This window comes from Xanthomonas sp. NCPPB 2933, assembly GCF_056725225.1.
This window is the reverse complement of the sequence record NZ_CM161518.1, coordinates 1,158,463-1,173,810: the sequence shown is the minus strand read 5'-3', so window position 1 is coordinate 1,173,810 and position 15,348 is coordinate 1,158,463. Positions and strand designations below refer to the sequence as shown.

The window sequence follows — 15,348 nt, the reverse complement described above, 5'->3', positions numbered from 1 at the left end:
GTCCCTGGAGGCTCGGTGGCGGCATCCATGCCGCCACACAGTCCCGCAATCGGTAAGGACACCGCACCAGAATGTTTGTCGGTCGCTTGGTAAAAAGCTGAGCGTCTCGCAAGTGCGTGGGCTTCCCGGTACGGGTTGCAGAACTACATGTGCGCTAGCAAGTTAGAAGCACATGATGCATTGCTTGAGCCATGCACACCGACCGCCTCGACTGGTCCTTGCCCGCCTACCGTCGCGGGACCTTACGCGGCATGGATGCCGCGTAAGAGCCTACAGGGACGTACTTGCGGCGTGTCCCGCGATGGTAGGCGGGCAAGGGCCCTGCAGCAAACCCGCAGATCAACCGCTCTACACCTGATCTATCCGCATCGTCCAACCCACTCAAGACAACCGAGTGATCGAGTCGTCGCGTCGGATAGATGCAGGCAAAAGCTCAGTGGACCGAGGGCACGCTGCCCTCGCCGCACCAGAGCGTTGGCCCTGACCCGGTAAAAAGTCGCGCGGGTCGCGCGCCTTATTCAGACGATTGAAGCTGGTTAGAGCCCCATCGCTAAAAAAAACAGCGACGCGTGCCATCACGCGTCGCTGCCGGTTTTGACTCCGTCGCCCAACGCGATTAGAAGTCGTAGCTCAGCGTCACCCGGCCCGAGCGCGGTGCCTGATAGGCGACGACCTGATCCCATAGCGGGTTGGTGGTGTTGTCGGGCAGCTGCGAGAACGGGTAGATGTTGGTCGCGGTCTGCTCGTTGGTGATGTTGAACACGTCGAAGCGCAGTGCCAGCTTGCCGGCGGCGAATGCCGGCTTGTAGGTCACACCCATGTCGAGCTGCGCGATCCAGCCAAGACGCCCCTGCGAACCCGGAGGCGATGCCACGCCGGTACCGGTTTCCGGGTTGTAGCAGTAGTGGTACGGCCCGCCGGTGATCGCGCTGCCACCGTAGCCGGCCGGATCCGTGCCGGGGTAGTTGTCGCCGTAGTAGTTGCCCAGGCAGTTATGCGGCGCGCCCGAAATCAGGCTGAAGTTGGCCGACGCGCCCCATTGCGGATTGAACTGGTAGAAGCCGAACAACTTGAGCTGATGGCGGTGATCGTTGGATTGATCGCCGTTGAAGTGTTCCATCAGCGCCGCGTGGTCCCAGCTCTGCGTGGTGGAGACCGACGCCTGGCCCTGATAGCTGCCCAGTGCGCCGCCGGTGCGCCACAGGTCCGAACGTACCTGACCTTCGGTGGTGCCGTAGCTATGCGACCAGACGTAGTTGACCTTGGCGTACCACTGGCCGTCGAACGGGCGCTCCAGGTTGAACTCCACCGCCGAGTAATTGCGCTTGAACTTCGGGAAGCCCGCTGCCTCGCGGCTCACCGGCACTTCGTGGAACTGGCCGTCGGTGCCGATCACGCCCCAGGTGTTGGTCTGGCCGGGATTGATCAACGATGCGCCGGCAACTTGCGAGAAGTCGATGGTCACACCTTGCGCGGCGGCAGCAGCGATCAACGCGGTGTTGGAGACGTCGTAGTTCTGGTCGTCGATGCCGGCATTGAGGCGACGATGCGTGCCGCGTACGCCCAATATCCAGCCGGTGTCCAGCTGCTTGGTGAAACCAAGGATGATCTCGTCCTGATTCTCGCCTTCGATGTCCTTGACCACCGCGGTACGTACATCGGCGATGCGACCGAAGCGCGAGTTGGCCGACACGGCCGAACCCAGCTGCTGCGCAAGAATCGGCGTGCCGTCGGCGTTGATGCCGCTGTAGGTGAAATAGGTATCTGTGGTGATCTGAGGTGTGAACAGACCTACTGCCGACAGCGGCAGGCCGAGATAATAACGGCCGATGTTGCCGAACACCTTCAGGCTGGAATCGCCGTTGACGTCCCAGCTGAAGCCCAAGCGCGGCGCCCAGGCATTGTCCACTTCGATGTAGGGGTCGCCGGACGGGGTGTAGTTGGTGAACTCGTCCTTGCGCAGACCGATGCTCAGCAACACGTTGTCGGTGACCTGCCACTTGTCTTCGATGTAATAGGCGCGTTGCTTGGCCTCGTACGAATACAGGCTGGTATTGATGTTGCGCACCACGTAATAACCGCTCGATCCGTTGACCGGATCGACCAGGCCCGGGCTCGGCGCACCGATGCCGCCAGCTTCGTTGGCAGACTGGCTGACCAGTCCGCCCGTCCCTACACCGTTAGGATCATCGGTCTGGCCGTAAGTCCACGAGTATCCAGGGCCACGTAATTGGGAACCAACATCGATACCCTCGGACTTCTGGTTGTCGATACCGAAGTTGAGCGTGTGGTGACCGATGCGCCACTCAAGGTTCAGACGCTGATTGTCCTTCTTGTAGGCACGGTCAGGCGACGTGATCGCCGTATTTACCGGCTGCCGTCCTTCTATGGGAGTACCGCCCGTGTAGGCAGGATTTTGCAATGCGGTGCTGTCGATGAACGGGCCATCCTCAGCGTTGTAGTTGTACTGAGTCAGCTCGTCAGGCGTTTTCATCTTGCCGTACAGCGCGGTCACGGTGAGGTTGTCGCTGAGATAGCCGGTGTACTTGCCGGTGAACAGGGTCGGGCCGGTCTTCCAGGTCGCGTCGTTAGTGATATAGCTGCCACGCTCACGTGCCAGGTAATCGTAGCGGTAGATGGAGCCGTTGGTTTCGGCCTCGTCGCTGGCGCCGGTCACCTCGATCAGATGATTGTCGGTGATGTTCCAATCCACCTTGGCGTACCAGCGCTTCTGCTTGTAGTCGTAATCGGTGAGGCCACCGGTACGGCCGTTGTCGGTGTCGCGATTGGTGCCAACGCGCACGCCGTCCGAATCCACCTGCTCGGCTGCCAGGAAGAAGAACAGCTTGTCCTGGATGATCGGCCCGCCGACATAGGCGCTGTAGGTGGTCTGGTTGGCTTCGGCCTCGCTGGCCGGCTGGTATAGGCCGTTGGCTGCGCGCGCATAGCGATAGGCGGCGTTGTTGACGGTGCTGGCCTGCGCATCCGGGCGCCAGTAGATGTCGCGCTGATTGGCGCGCAGGCCGTTCGGCTCCCAGATGACCGCTGCGCCGAACTTCCACTCGTTGGTACCGCGCTTGCCGATCTGGTTGATCACGCCGCCGTTGGCGCGGCCGTATTGCGCGCCGTAGCCGCCGGTGAAGATTTCCTGCTGGTCGATGGCGCCGTACGGCAGGGTCAGACCGCCAAGATTGTTGCTGATGGTGGTGGTGTTGAAGCCATTGAGGTAATAGGCATTTTCGCTGGCGGCCGAGCCGCCGAAGCTGGGCAGCGAACCGCCGAGCGGGCCGTTGTCGAAGCCACCGCTGTTGACCACCACGCCCGGCGCCAGCAAGGCGATGGCTTCGGCAGTGCGGCCCAGCGGCAGTTGCTGCAGCTGCTCGGCGGTGACCACGGTGCGCGTGTCCACGCTGCTGACGTCGATGGTGGTCAGGCCCGCGGCGGTGACGGTGACGCTATCCAGGGTCTGCATACCGCTCCCCGCAGCGGCGGCGAACGACACATCGGTGTTCGCGCCAACGGTGATCGCAACGTTTTCGCGGGTTTCCACCACCGCGCCATCGCGCTTGACCGTGACCTTGTAGGTACCCAGCGGCAGATTGCCGGCGGTGTAACGGCCGCGCGCATCCACCGGCACTTCGCGGGTGAAACCGCTGTTGTTTTCCACCAGCACGCTGGTGCCGCTGCTCTGCCCCACGCTGCCGACGATGCTGCCGCTGGTGGACTGCGCGTGGACGCTCCCCATCGCCACGACCAGCGCCAACGCCAAGGCACGCTTCTGGATACTACGGTTCATGCTTTCTCCCCAAGTCTGGAACTGTCGACAACGCGACAAAAATGAACGGCGCCAGTGGCTACCGGAATCACACTTTCTGAACATCCGTATCGAAGCGCCAATGACCACCCGCCATCAGCTCATGCCCCAAACCATCGATACCGTCCCGTTCGATCATAGGCAGCTGCGTTGCCCTACCCGCCTGCTCCGACGGGTAGGCAGGCACATGGTGGGTAGGCGGATAGGGGCCGCAAGCCTGACAATGGCGCGTGCGCTGCCCGTGGTTGGGCAGCGCCGCCCCATCGGCATCACTCAAGGATCTACGCGCATGAACCACTCCCGCTCCCACGCCCTGTTCGCCCAGGCGCAGACCCTGTTGCCCGGCGGCGTCAACTCACCGGTGCGGGCGTTCAAGTCGGTGGGCGGCGAGCCGTTCTTCGTGGCGCGCGCCGATGGCCCGTATCTGTATGACGTGGACGACAACCGCTACATCGACTACGTGGGCTCGTGGGGGCCGATGATCGCCGGCCACAATCACCCGGCGGTGCGCGAGGCGGTGGAGCGTGCGATCCGCGATGGGCTGTCCTTCGGTGCGCCGTGTGCGGCCGAAGTGACCATGGCCGAGACGATCAATCGGCTGGTGCCCTCCTGCGAAATGGTGCGTATGGTCAATTCCGGCACCGAAGCCACGCTGTCGGCGGTGCGCCTGGCGCGCGGCGCCACCGGGCGCAATCGCATCGTCAAGTTCGAAGGCTGTTACCACGGCCACGGCGACTCGTTTCTGGTCAAGGCCGGCAGCGGCATGCTCACTCTGGGCGTGCCGACCTCGCCCGGCGTGCCGCCCGGCCTGAGCGAGCTGACCGCCACCCTCACCTTCAACGACTTCGAAGGCGCCACGGCGCTGTTCGACGACATCGGCGCCGATGTGGCGGCGGTGATCATCGAACCGGTGGTCGGCAACGCCAACTGCATTCCGCCGCAGGCCGGCTACCTGCAGCACCTGCGCACACTGTGCACGCGGCACGGCGCGCTGCTGATCTTCGACGAAGTGATGACCGGGTTCCGCGTTGCGCTCGGTGGCGCGCAGGCGCATTACGGGGTGACCCCGGACCTGAGCACCTTCGGCAAGATCATCGGCGGCGGCATGCCGGTGGGCGCATACGGCGGCCGGCGCGACTTGATGGAGCAGATCGCACCCTCCGGCCCGATCTACCAGGCCGGCACCTTGTCGGGCAATCCGGTGGCGATGGCGGCGGGCCTGGCGATGCTGGAGCTGGTGCAGGAGCCGGGCTTCCACGCCCGTCTGAGCGCGCAGACCAGCGCGCTGTGCGAAGGCCTGGAAGATGCCGCCCACGCGGCCGGCATCGCGGTCACCACCAATCAGGTCGGCGGCATGTTCGGGCTGTTCTTCACCGACGAGATCGTGGAGAGCTACGCGCAAGCCACCGCCTGCGATATCACCACCTTCAACCGTTTCTTCCACGCGATGCTGCAGCGGGGCGTGTATCTGGCGCCGTCGGCGTACGAGGCCGGCTTCATGTCCAGCGCGCACGACGCTGCGGTGATCGAAGCCACGCTTGCAGCGGCACGCGAGGCATTTGCGGAAGTGGCACGCTGAGGCGCATTCATGCGGGTCGCTGCGAGATTCGATTTGCGCAGTGACCACCGCAAACTTTGCTTTTGTCTTGTGGCTGTCATACCTTTCTGAAAGGTGTCCACGGACGGGCATGGGTGGGGACCCTCGAAGCAGCGGATGTGTCGTCGTCGCCGGTCACGGTGACGCCTGGTGCGTCGCCGCTGTTTCATCACGATCTGCAGTGCGTCGAGTCGGCGCGCTGCCGACGCTTGCCACGGCCGCCCTCGCCTCATGCTCAAGCCTGTTGCGTTGCTTACTCCGCGCCCGTCACCGTCGCGCGATTCCGTTCTTCCCGATTGGCTGCTTGCCAGCAAGCTGGAGCCGCCGCTGTCGCGCCCTGGTGCGGTGGTGCGTGGCGCGTTGCTGGCTGCGCTGGATCAGGCACACGCCCGCCCGCTCACGCTGTTGCTGGCGCCGCCAGGGTTTGGCAAGACCACCCTGCTGACCCAGTGGCATGCGCAGCTGTGCGCGCGCGATCACGCCGCTGTGGCGTGGCTGTCGCTGGATGAAGAAGACGCCGACGCCGCGCGCTTCCTCGGCCATCTGGCCTTGGCGCTGCAGAGCGCAGGGGCGGATCAGGCACTGTGCGCAGCGGTGCTGCATAACCGCGATCAGGACCCGCGCGAGGCGGTGACGGTGCTGATCCGCGCGCTGCGCGCCGCACCACGGCGCATCAGCGTGATTCTCGACGACTACGACCGGCTCGGCAGCGGCATCGTCGACGAGCTGGTGTTGCGCCTGGTCGAACACAGCGGCGGACGTCTGCACCTACTGCTGGCCACCCGACGCATACCGGCGCTGCCATTGGCGCGCCTGGATCTGCAGGCGCTGCTCAGCCGCGTGGGCAGCGCGCAACTGGCGCTGGACGAGCGCGAAGCGCAGGCATTGCTGGGGGCGCAGGTTCCCGCGCCGGTCGTGGAAGAATTGCTGCGTTACACCGAAGGCTGGCCGGTGGCGCTGCATCTGGCGCGGCTGTGGCTGGAAGGCGGCGCGCAACGTCAGCAGGAAGTGGCCGCGCGTTTCTCCGGGCGCAGCGCGCAGATCGCCGCGTATCTGGCCGAGCAGGTGGTCAACGATCTGGATGCCGACACGCGCGATCTCTTGCTGCGGACCAGTGTGCTGGAGCGCGTCAACGCCGCGCTGGCCGATGCGGTGCGCCAGCGCGATGACAGCGGCCGGCTGCTGGCGCGGCTGGAACATTTCCACGGCCTGCTGGTGCCCATGGATGGCGAGCGCGAGTGGTTTCGCTATCACCCGTTGTTCGCCGACTTTTTGCAGCAGCTGCTCGATCGCGAGCATCCTGGCCAGGCCATGCAACTGCATCAACGCGCCGCGCGCTGGTTCGGCGATCATCAGTATCTGGCCGAAGCGGTGCGGCACGCATCGCGCGGCGATTGCGGCGACCTAGCGGCCAGCTACATCGCGCGTGCCGGCACCTGGCAATTGTTGCTGACCCACGGCACGCATGCAGTGCGCGCGCTGCTGCGTCACTTCGAACACCGCACCATCCGCGACACCCCGGCGCTGAATCTCACTCAAGCGCATCTGCATGCGAAGCTTGGCGAATTCAGCCACGCGCGGTTGTTGCTGGAACGTTTCCGCGACTTTCCCGCTGCACTGCGTGAGCCCTTGCAGCGCGATTACACCGTGGTGGTGGCGGCACTGCGCGATCGCCTCGATGAGATCTGCGGCAATCCGCATGGCCTGACCCAGATCGCCGCACAAGCCTCCGCACTGGACGAAGACGACCATCTCGGACGCGGCATGCTGCTGTGCATCTGTGCCACCACCGCCATTGCGCAAGGCGCCTTTGTACTAGCCGAACGCTATGCCTTGAACGCACGCGATGCGATGCAGCGTGGCGGCAGCGAACTGGGTGCGAGCCAGGCGCTGTTGTCGTTGGGCCAGAGTTTTTTCTATCGCGGTCGCCTCAGCGACGCCGAGGCCTGTTACCAACAGGCACTGAGCGGCTGCGCACGCACGCCGCAACTGGATCGCGTGCTGGAAGCAACGGCCAACTGCCTGCTGGCGCAACTGCATTACGAACGCGGGCATCACGACGATGCGGCCGATCTGCTGCATCCGGCGCTGGAATTGCTGGAGCAACACGACGGCGGCATGGACGTGCTGGCGGCCGCTTACGACACCGCACTGGGATTGGAGCGCGTGCGCGATCACAGCGGGCGCAGTGCCTTGGCGCTGCTCGAGCACATCGAACAGATCGCGCATGGGCGCAAGCTGATGCGGCTATCGGAACTGGCCGCAGCCTGGCGCCTGATGCTGTTGCTGGAGCATCCAGGCAATGCCGCCATCGACGTCCTGATAGCGCGTACCGGCGGTGAATCCGGATTGGCGCATACCCTGCGCTCGGCGCACCGTTGGCGTGACCGCGCGGCGATGGGCTTTGCGCTGGCACGCTGGCATCGCCTGGCCGGCCGCAGCAGCGCGGCGCTGACCATCCTGGGCCAGATCGAACACGCCTGCCTGGCCAACGACAACCTGTGCCATCTCGCCCGCACCCGTGCGCGCATCGCCCTGGTGCTGCAGCAGCGCGGTGAACTGATCGCGGCGCTGCCGCATCTGTACAGCGCGCTGGATCATGTAGCGCTGACGCAAAGCTGGCAGGCGATCGTCGAACTCGGCCTGCCGGCCAAGGCGATGCTGCGCTCGCTCCGCCAACACGACCCGCATACCGTGGGCGGCACCACGCGTGCGCTTACCATTCAAGCCTTGCTCGAACGCCTCAGTGGCGACGAAGACCCGGCCGGCGATATTTTCAGCGAACGCGAACTGGAGGTGCTGGCACAACTGGCGCGTGGTTATTCCAACAAACAGATCGCACGCTGTTTGCACCTGTCGGAAAACACCGTCAAGTTCCATTTGAAGAATCTCTATCGCAAGCTCGACGCGCGTAGTCGCGAAAGCGCCCTGGCGCAGGCGTTGCAACGCGGATTATTGCGGGCGGCCGATCCGCATGCTGGCTCGGATGCAGCACCGAACTGATCCGAGCGCGTGTATCACAGCCTGCGCTGGACGCGCATCTGCGCGCATTGCGACATCGCCTGTCAGGCGATGTCGCAGACCCCATCAGCCAAAACTCAGCGTGCCTTTCATCATTGCCCAATGGCCCGGGAATGAGCAGAAAAAGGTGTAGTCGCCGCCCTTGCTCAACTTGCTGGTCGCAAAGCTCACGGTGGTGCTGTCGCCGCCGCCGATGACCTTGGTATGCGCGATCACCCGGGCGTCGGCTTTGGGTAGATAGCTGTCGGCGATGCTGGAGCGTACGCCGGCATTGGCGACGGCTTGAAAATCGGCGGCCTTGGTCAACACCCAGTTGTGGCCCATCACCGTGGCGGCCATCTTGCCGGAGTGCTTGAGGGTGAGGTCCACCTGCGTGCAGTCGGGCGCCAACTTGATCGCGCTCTGGTCGAACTTCATCTGATCGTTGCCGGTGATGGTCACCGCGCAGGTACGCGCCCATGCCGAAGGTGCCAGCAGCACCAGTCCAAGCACCGCAATCGTCGAAAACAGCTTCAAAGGAACACTCCTGCGATAAAAGATGCGCGACGCCCAGCGCGCCTGGTCACCCCAGCGCGTTCGCATGCGCCGGTGTGACCAGAGTAACGCCTCATGCGTACCGGAAAAAAGCATCCATCGGATCCTGCACATCGGCGGTGGCTTCCGTCAGCGGCAAGGGGCCGCGCTTGCCGGCCATCACCTGCACGAACGCCTGCTTGAAGCGTGCCATCTCCGCTTCGGTGCCAATCGTGATCCGCGACCAGGTCGGCCACACCGGCCAGCTGCGGCCGATGAACACGCCATGGGTGGCCATGTCGTCCTTGAAGCCGGCAGCCGGGCGCTTCACATCGACCATGAAGCAGTTGCTCTCCGATGCGGTGCAGGCGTAGCCCTGCTTGGCGAGAAACTCCAGCACATCCTTGCGCGTGGCCGCCGTGCGTGCGCGGCGCTGCGGCACCAATGCCGGATCACGCAGGCTGGCCAGGCCTGCAGCAGCGGCAGTCACCGGCAAGCTGTTGACGCTGTAGAACATCAGCTTGGCCAGCAGGTCCGGGCGTGCAGCTGCATAGCCCAGGCGAATGCCGGCCATGCCGTAAAGTTTGGAGAAGGTACGCAACACCACCACGTCCTCGCCTGCGGCGACCATGTCGACCACGCTGCTGGTGCTGTGCGCAAAGTGGATGTAAGCCTCGTCCACCACCAGCACGCTGCCCTTGGGCTTGTGCGCCAGTGCGTAATCCAGATCCTTGCGCGCGGTGACCGAGCCGGTGGGGTTGTTGGGATTGCAGATGTAGATCACGCCCGGGCTGGCGTCGGCGGCGCACATCGCTTGTACATCGTGCGAGAAATCCTTGCGCAACGGCACCTTGATCAGTTTGGCGCCATTGCGGGTGGCGGCGCGCCAACCGGATTCGTAGGTGGGATCGGCGGTGACCAGCGCGGCGCTGGGCGAGGTGAACGCCAGCATCGTGTAGTCCAGCGGCTCGGTGGAACCGGCGTAGGCCATCAGGTGATTGACCGGCAGCTTGAGCTCGGCAGCCAGCGTATTCATCAATTCCATCTGCACATCGCGCAGATAGCGTCCGCCTTGCGGTGCGATCTGCGCGATGGCGTTGACTGCTGCAGCCGACGGGCCATCGGGAAACTCGTTGGAGCCGATCATCACAGGCGACAACGCACTTGCCGGTGTCGGCGCGATTGCAGCGGAGCGTTCGGCGGCGCTCGCCAGCAGCGGCAGCGTACTCGCACCGGCAGCGCCGGCAAACAACGCAGAATCACGCAGAAACATGCGGCGCGAAAGAGCAGTTTTCATGACAACCTCCAGCAGGACGACACCACGAATTCAAGGACGAACGGCGACCACTTCGATTTCCACCCGATACAGCGGATTGCCCAGCGCGGCGATCTGGAATGCAGAGCGTGCCGGCAGATTGGGCTGCTCCTTGGTGCCGAAGAACTGACGGTAGCCCTCCATGAACCCGTTGAAATCCATCTTGCCGCCCATTGCCGGGTCGCCGACCAGAAACACCTGCATCTTCACCACATCGCCCATGCCCAAGCCGAGCGTGGTCAATTGCTGCTTGATCTGATTCAACACGCTGACCGTCTGCGCCTTGGTGTCGCCATACGCAGCAGCCGAGTCTTTCGGCGCACTGGTGTCCACCACGGCCGGCACCTTGCCGCTGACATAAACGGTGGCCTTGCCGGCGGGAATTTCCACGGCTGCGGCAATTGGGAAATCGCTATTGGGAATCTTGTGGCGGATCACATCGGCCGCATGCGCAGTGGTGAAGCCTGCGGACCACAGCATGGCGACGCTGAGAACGGCAGTCACGGGACGGAACATGGCAACTCCTTGCATGAGAGAGAAAGAAAGAATCAATGACGTAGCAATTTGACGTCGTCGGCGGTGACCACCTCGGTGTGATCGTTGCCGAAGTGCGTGCGCACATAGCTCACCACTTCGGCCACCTGGCGGTCGTTGAGCATCTCACCGAAACCGGGCATGCCGGCGTGGCCGTCGAGCACCATCATGGTGACGTAGGGGCCGGCGGCGAGCTTGGGATTGCCTGCAAGCGCGGGATACTCGCCGGCACCTTGCGCGCCGCGCCCGGCCGGCATGTGGCAGCCCTGGCAGATCGCCTGGTAGACATCCTGACCGGACGCCTTGGCAAAGCCTTGTTGCGGAAACAACTGCGTGGCATCGGAACTCTGCGCCTGCGCCTCATACGCGCCCGGTGGCAGCAACAACGCCACCATCGCAACGACGAACGTGGCAGCGGCCAAGCGTGATAACAGGCTCATGCGCGCCCTCCTCCGGCCAGCACTTTGCGATGCAGACGGCCCACGACATCGTGCGCAGACAGAATCGCACCTTCCTGCCAGGCCGGAATATAGGACACGTGCTCACCGGCCAGCGCCAGGCGCCCGTCGATCTGGCACAACGGCGTGTAATGTTCGGCACGCGCCTGCTCGGTCCACATGCCGAAACAGCCATGCGTAAACGGCACGCGGTGCCAGCCGACCGAAATGCCGTTTTCGAATTCGCGTGGATATTGCGGATGCAGCTGCGTGCCGTATTCGACCGCCTTACGCACGCGCTGCTCCGGGGTCATCGAGGTGAACTGGTAAGCGTCCAATCCCCACACATAGGCGCCGAGCAGCACGCCCTTGCCTGGGCTGTGATAGTTGGTACTGGGATAGCTGATCAAGGTGATCGGCAGATCGGTGTAGCTGATGCCGCCGTAAATGGCTTCGTCCTCTTCCCAGAAGCGGCGCTTGAATTGCAGGCCCACTTTCACCGATGCCGCATACGGCACCTGGCCGATCGCGGTGGTCATTGCGTCGCTGGCGGTGACCGGAATGCGGCTGAGCACCGATAGCGGAATCGTGCAGATGCACCAATCGGCACTGGCGATGCGTTCTTCGCCGCCGTGCGCGGCATCCTGCCAGGACACGCGCACGCCGCTGCCGTCCTGATCGATCTTGGTGACCTTGGCGTTGTAGGTGATGGCATCGCCGAGCTGGCCCGCGAACGCCTTGCCGATCTGGTCCATGCCCCCCACCGGCTGAAACATGGTGGTCTGCATTTCGTAGTTGTTGCCGGCCGCCAGCGTGGTCCACAGGCGCGAGCGCAACACATCCTGCACGCTGAAAGGATCGGAGAATTCCGGCTTGCCGGACAGACCGCCGCCGGGATACCGCGCAAAGCCGCGGCGCTCACTGCTGTCCTTGCCTTTGACGTAGCCGAACTTGTGATCCAGCGCGCCCCAGGTCCGCAGCGATTCCAACAACACTTCCTGGTCTTCGCGGCTCACGCTCTTGTCCAGTGCCTGCTGCTGTGTGCACTTGGCCAATAACTCGGACACGTGGCCCTTGTAATCGGCATCGATGGCGCGAAAGCGCTGCGGTTTGCCGCCGAAGCCCTTTTCGCTATGCAGCAGCGCGTTGTAGTTGACCTGATTAAAGGCTTCCAGCGCCACGCCGAATTGCTTGCAGTAACTCAGCACCGCCTTGTGGTGATGCGGAATGCGCCACGGGCCGGGATTGAGATACAGCCCCTGGTCGAACTGGCAGTGCTGCGTCGCCCCACCCAGTTCGGTGTAACGGTCGCCGCCACGCAGCGTCCAGTTACGGCCGCCGGGGCGGTCGTTGTATTCCAGCAACTGCACGCGATACCCGGCCTTGCGCAGTTCGAAGGCCGCCGCCATGCCGGCCAGCCCAGCACCCAGAATCAGCACCGAGGCGCCCTTCGGGTCGCCATCCAGTTGCAGCGGCCCTTTGAAATTTGATTCGGCTGCCATGCCCAGGCTGCTCATCGCCTGATACATCATTGCGCCGCCAGCGGTCATGCCGATACGCGCCAGCAATTGCCGCCGCGTCATCGCCCCAGAGTGGTTGCCTTGCATCAACGCGTAGTCCTTGCATGTCATGGATCAAGTACGACCGACAAAAACAGTGGCGCGGCCGGCAGCGACGCCGGCCGCATCACTGGCTCAGAACTTGTAGGCCAGGCTGGCGAACAGCTGGCGTGGTGCGATCAACTGATACGAGCCGGAGCTTTCGTTCGGGAACACCGCACCGATCGCATCGTCCTTGTCGAACAGGTTGTAGACCGACAACTGCAGTCGCCCACCGGCAAGAAACCCTGCATCCTCACCCTGATAACCCACGCTGCCGTTGACGATGAAGGTGGCATCCACCTGATCGGTGTTGAGCGTGTCGCCGTAGCGCTTGCCGGTGTATTTGGTATCGAGGTTGACGAAGAAATGTTCGCCTTCCCAACCGCCGTTGACGCTGAACATCACCTTGGGCGAATCCGGCACTTCGTTGCCTTCCACCTGCACCAGGTTGCCGCTGACCGGGCCGAAATAGTTGTCCTGGAATTCGGATTTGTTCCAGGTCAACGAGGCGCCCAGCCGCCAGCCCGGCGCCGGCTTCCACATGCCGGACACTTCCGCACCATAGGTCTGCACGTCGCCGACATTGGCGTAGACGGTGGGTGCCACCACCAATGGATCCGGATCGGTCAGCGCGATGATGCGGTTTTCGTAATCGATCTTGTAGGCGGCGATATAGCCGCTCCACTGGCTGGATTCGGCGCGGATGCCGATGTCGATGTTGGTGGATTCTTCCGGTGCGATATCCGGATTGAACGCACCGGAGGTCAACGCCAGCCGCGGGGCGGAGCTGAAGTTTTCTGCGTAGTTGGCGAACAGTTGCACGCCTTCGGCAAGCTGGAAGCTGGCGCCGACCTGCGGCTGGAACCAGTCGCTGTTCTTGATGGTGACATCGCGCCGCACACCGACATTGAAATCATCCAGATTGGCGATGCCGTTGTAATCGCGTTTGACATCCAGGCCCTTGGCGCCGAACTCCATCGTGAGCCGGTCATCGAGCAGGCGCAGCGTGTCCTTGATGTAGAGCTGCTTCACCTCGGTGGAGAAGTGGTTGTCGTAGTAGATGACGATCGGCAGCGAGCCCTTGAGCAAGGCGCCAGTGGCCGGGTCCAGGTTGTACAGCGGGCGCACCTGATCGAAGTCGTAATTCTCGTACCAGGCGCCGACTTCGAGCTTGTTGTGCTCGGTCTCCCACGACACTGCAGTGGTCACACCATAACGATCGCCGCCCATGATTTCTTCGCGCCGGGTCATCGCACCGACGCTGGTGACGTTGCCGTTGGCATCGACAATCTGGGGGTCGTTGATGGCGATATCGGTACGCCCCGGCGTGCCGGCGATGGCATCGTTGTATAAACCGGTGGCGGTGCTTGGCGGGGTGCCGCCGACGCCGTAACCATGCTTGTTTTCGTAGTAGCCGGTGAAGGTGAAGCCGATCGCATCGTTGAACAGGAAATCGCCGTGCAGGCTGAGCAACGAATCGCGTCGACCGTTCTGCCATTCGCTGTAGTGCTCTGCATCCACTTCCGGATTACCGGTGATGCGTTCGTGCAGATCCCACGACACCGAGCCGTCGGAGTTGTACGACTGCACGTCGTAGTCCTTGCGGTTGTTGTAGATCCAGCCCAGGGTCAGGCTGCCCGCATCCCAGGCCTGGCGAATCTTGGCTTCGAAGTGATCGCTCTTTTGCGTGGCCGGTTCCATGTCCCACACCCCGCCCTGCGTGCGCGATGCGGAGAGGTATGCGCTGGGGCCACCTTCCCACCAATCCGGCGTATCCAGGCGTATGAAGCTGCGCACCAGATCGTCCGAGCCGATGGTCTGGGTGAGATTGCCGCTCCAGCTGTCGCCGCCCTTCGGGGGCAGGCTGGTGTAGCGGATCGCACCGCCGAGTGCGTGATACGAGGGCTGGGTGACATCGCCGGAACCTGCCGACACAGTGACGTCGAGCAGGTTCTCGCTGGACACGTAGCGGGTGATCGGCCCGCCTTCGCGGGTGTCGAAGGTTTCGATCGGGATGCCGTCCAGGGTCACGCCGATCTGGTTGGCAGAGAAGCCGCGGATGGTCATCGAGTCGCCGAACTCGTACAGCCCGAACGGATCGGTGGTCTGCACATTCACGCCGGGCAGGCTCGCCAGCAACTGCTGCGGTGCCACGCCGGGCACCTGCGCCTGGATCTCGGCGGCGGAGATGGACGCGGTGGTGCGCGTGGAGCCGGTGCCCACCACACTGACCGCATCGAGCGTGCGCGCTTCCTGTGCCAGTGCGGGCAGGCTGTGTGCGCCGGCCAGCAACAAGGTCATCGAGGCAAGCGTGTGGCGACGCGTGGCGGTGGTGAGAATGGCGGCGACCGAGACCGCCAGCTGATCGGTTTTGAAGCGCTTAGGCATGCAATCGACCCCTGGATGCGTGTGGCGTGCTGAGTGACCGGGCCGCTCCCCCAGACCGGCTGACACCGCAAATGCGGCATGCATCGACCATAACCAGCGCAGTTCCGCCGCAAGCCCCGCGCGGAGGG

General features: G+C 63.7%; 9 protein-coding genes. 2 read left to right on the top strand and 7 right to left on the bottom strand.

The features are described 5' to 3' along the window. Window positions 1–616 precede the first annotated feature (616 nt). Window positions 617–3,796 carry a TonB-dependent receptor domain-containing protein gene (locus tag AC1PLU_RS04870; protein WP_481107866.1) on the bottom strand — a complete coding sequence of 1,060 codons (3,180 nt, stop codon included), beginning with the start codon at window positions 3,794–3,796 and terminating at the stop codon, window positions 617–619. Between the two features lie 307 nt (window positions 3,797–4,103). Here AC1PLU_RS04870 and hemL point away from each other — a divergent pair, with 307 nt between their 5' ends. Further along, window positions 4,104–5,393 (top strand): glutamate-1-semialdehyde 2,1-aminomutase, encoded by a 1,290-nt coding sequence (gene hemL, locus AC1PLU_RS04865; RefSeq protein WP_074058193.1) that lies wholly within the window; start codon window positions 4,104–4,106, stop codon window positions 5,391–5,393. A gap of 249 nt (window positions 5,394–5,642) precedes the next feature. Next, window positions 5,643–8,414, top strand: a complete 2,772-nt coding sequence (locus tag AC1PLU_RS04860; protein WP_481107865.1) for a winged helix-turn-helix domain-containing protein — start codon at window positions 5,643–5,645, stop codon at window positions 8,412–8,414. A gap of 84 nt (window positions 8,415–8,498) precedes the next feature. Here AC1PLU_RS04860 and azu read toward each other — a convergent pair whose 3' ends face one another. The 6 genes from azu to AC1PLU_RS04830 all read right to left on the bottom strand — a co-directional run bounded on the left by azu (window position 8,499) and on the right by AC1PLU_RS04830 (window position 15,220). Then, the gene (gene azu, locus AC1PLU_RS04855) at window positions 8,499–8,948 is read right to left on the bottom strand and encodes an azurin (RefSeq protein WP_481107864.1); all 450 of its coding nucleotides are present in this window, start codon (window positions 8,946–8,948) and stop codon (window positions 8,499–8,501) included. 91 nt (window positions 8,949–9,039) lie between these two features. After that, window positions 9,040–10,242 (bottom strand): pyridoxal phosphate-dependent aminotransferase, encoded by a 1,203-nt coding sequence (locus tag AC1PLU_RS04850; RefSeq protein WP_481107863.1) that lies wholly within the window; start codon window positions 10,240–10,242, stop codon window positions 9,040–9,042. Between the two features lie 30 nt (window positions 10,243–10,272). Next, window positions 10,273–10,776, bottom strand: a complete 504-nt coding sequence (locus AC1PLU_RS04845; protein WP_481107862.1) for a RidA family protein — start codon at window positions 10,774–10,776, stop codon at window positions 10,273–10,275. Window positions 10,777–10,808: 32 nt separating this feature from the next. After that, window positions 10,809–11,234, bottom strand: a complete 426-nt coding sequence (locus AC1PLU_RS04840) for a c-type cytochrome (RefSeq protein WP_481107861.1) — start codon at window positions 11,232–11,234, stop codon at window positions 10,809–10,811. Beyond that, window positions 11,231–12,838: a flavin monoamine oxidase family protein gene (locus AC1PLU_RS04835; RefSeq protein ID WP_481107860.1), complete on the bottom strand. Its 1,608-nt coding sequence runs from the start codon at window positions 12,836–12,838 to the stop codon at window positions 11,231–11,233. The genes AC1PLU_RS04840 and AC1PLU_RS04835 overlap by 4 nt, the downstream gene beginning before the upstream one ends. Before the next feature lie 87 nt (window positions 12,839–12,925). Continuing rightward, complete coding sequence (locus AC1PLU_RS04830; protein ID WP_481107859.1) at window positions 12,926–15,220, bottom strand: TonB-dependent receptor; 2,295 nt, start codon at window positions 15,218–15,220, stop codon at window positions 12,926–12,928. Window positions 15,221–15,348: the final 128 nt, after the last annotated feature.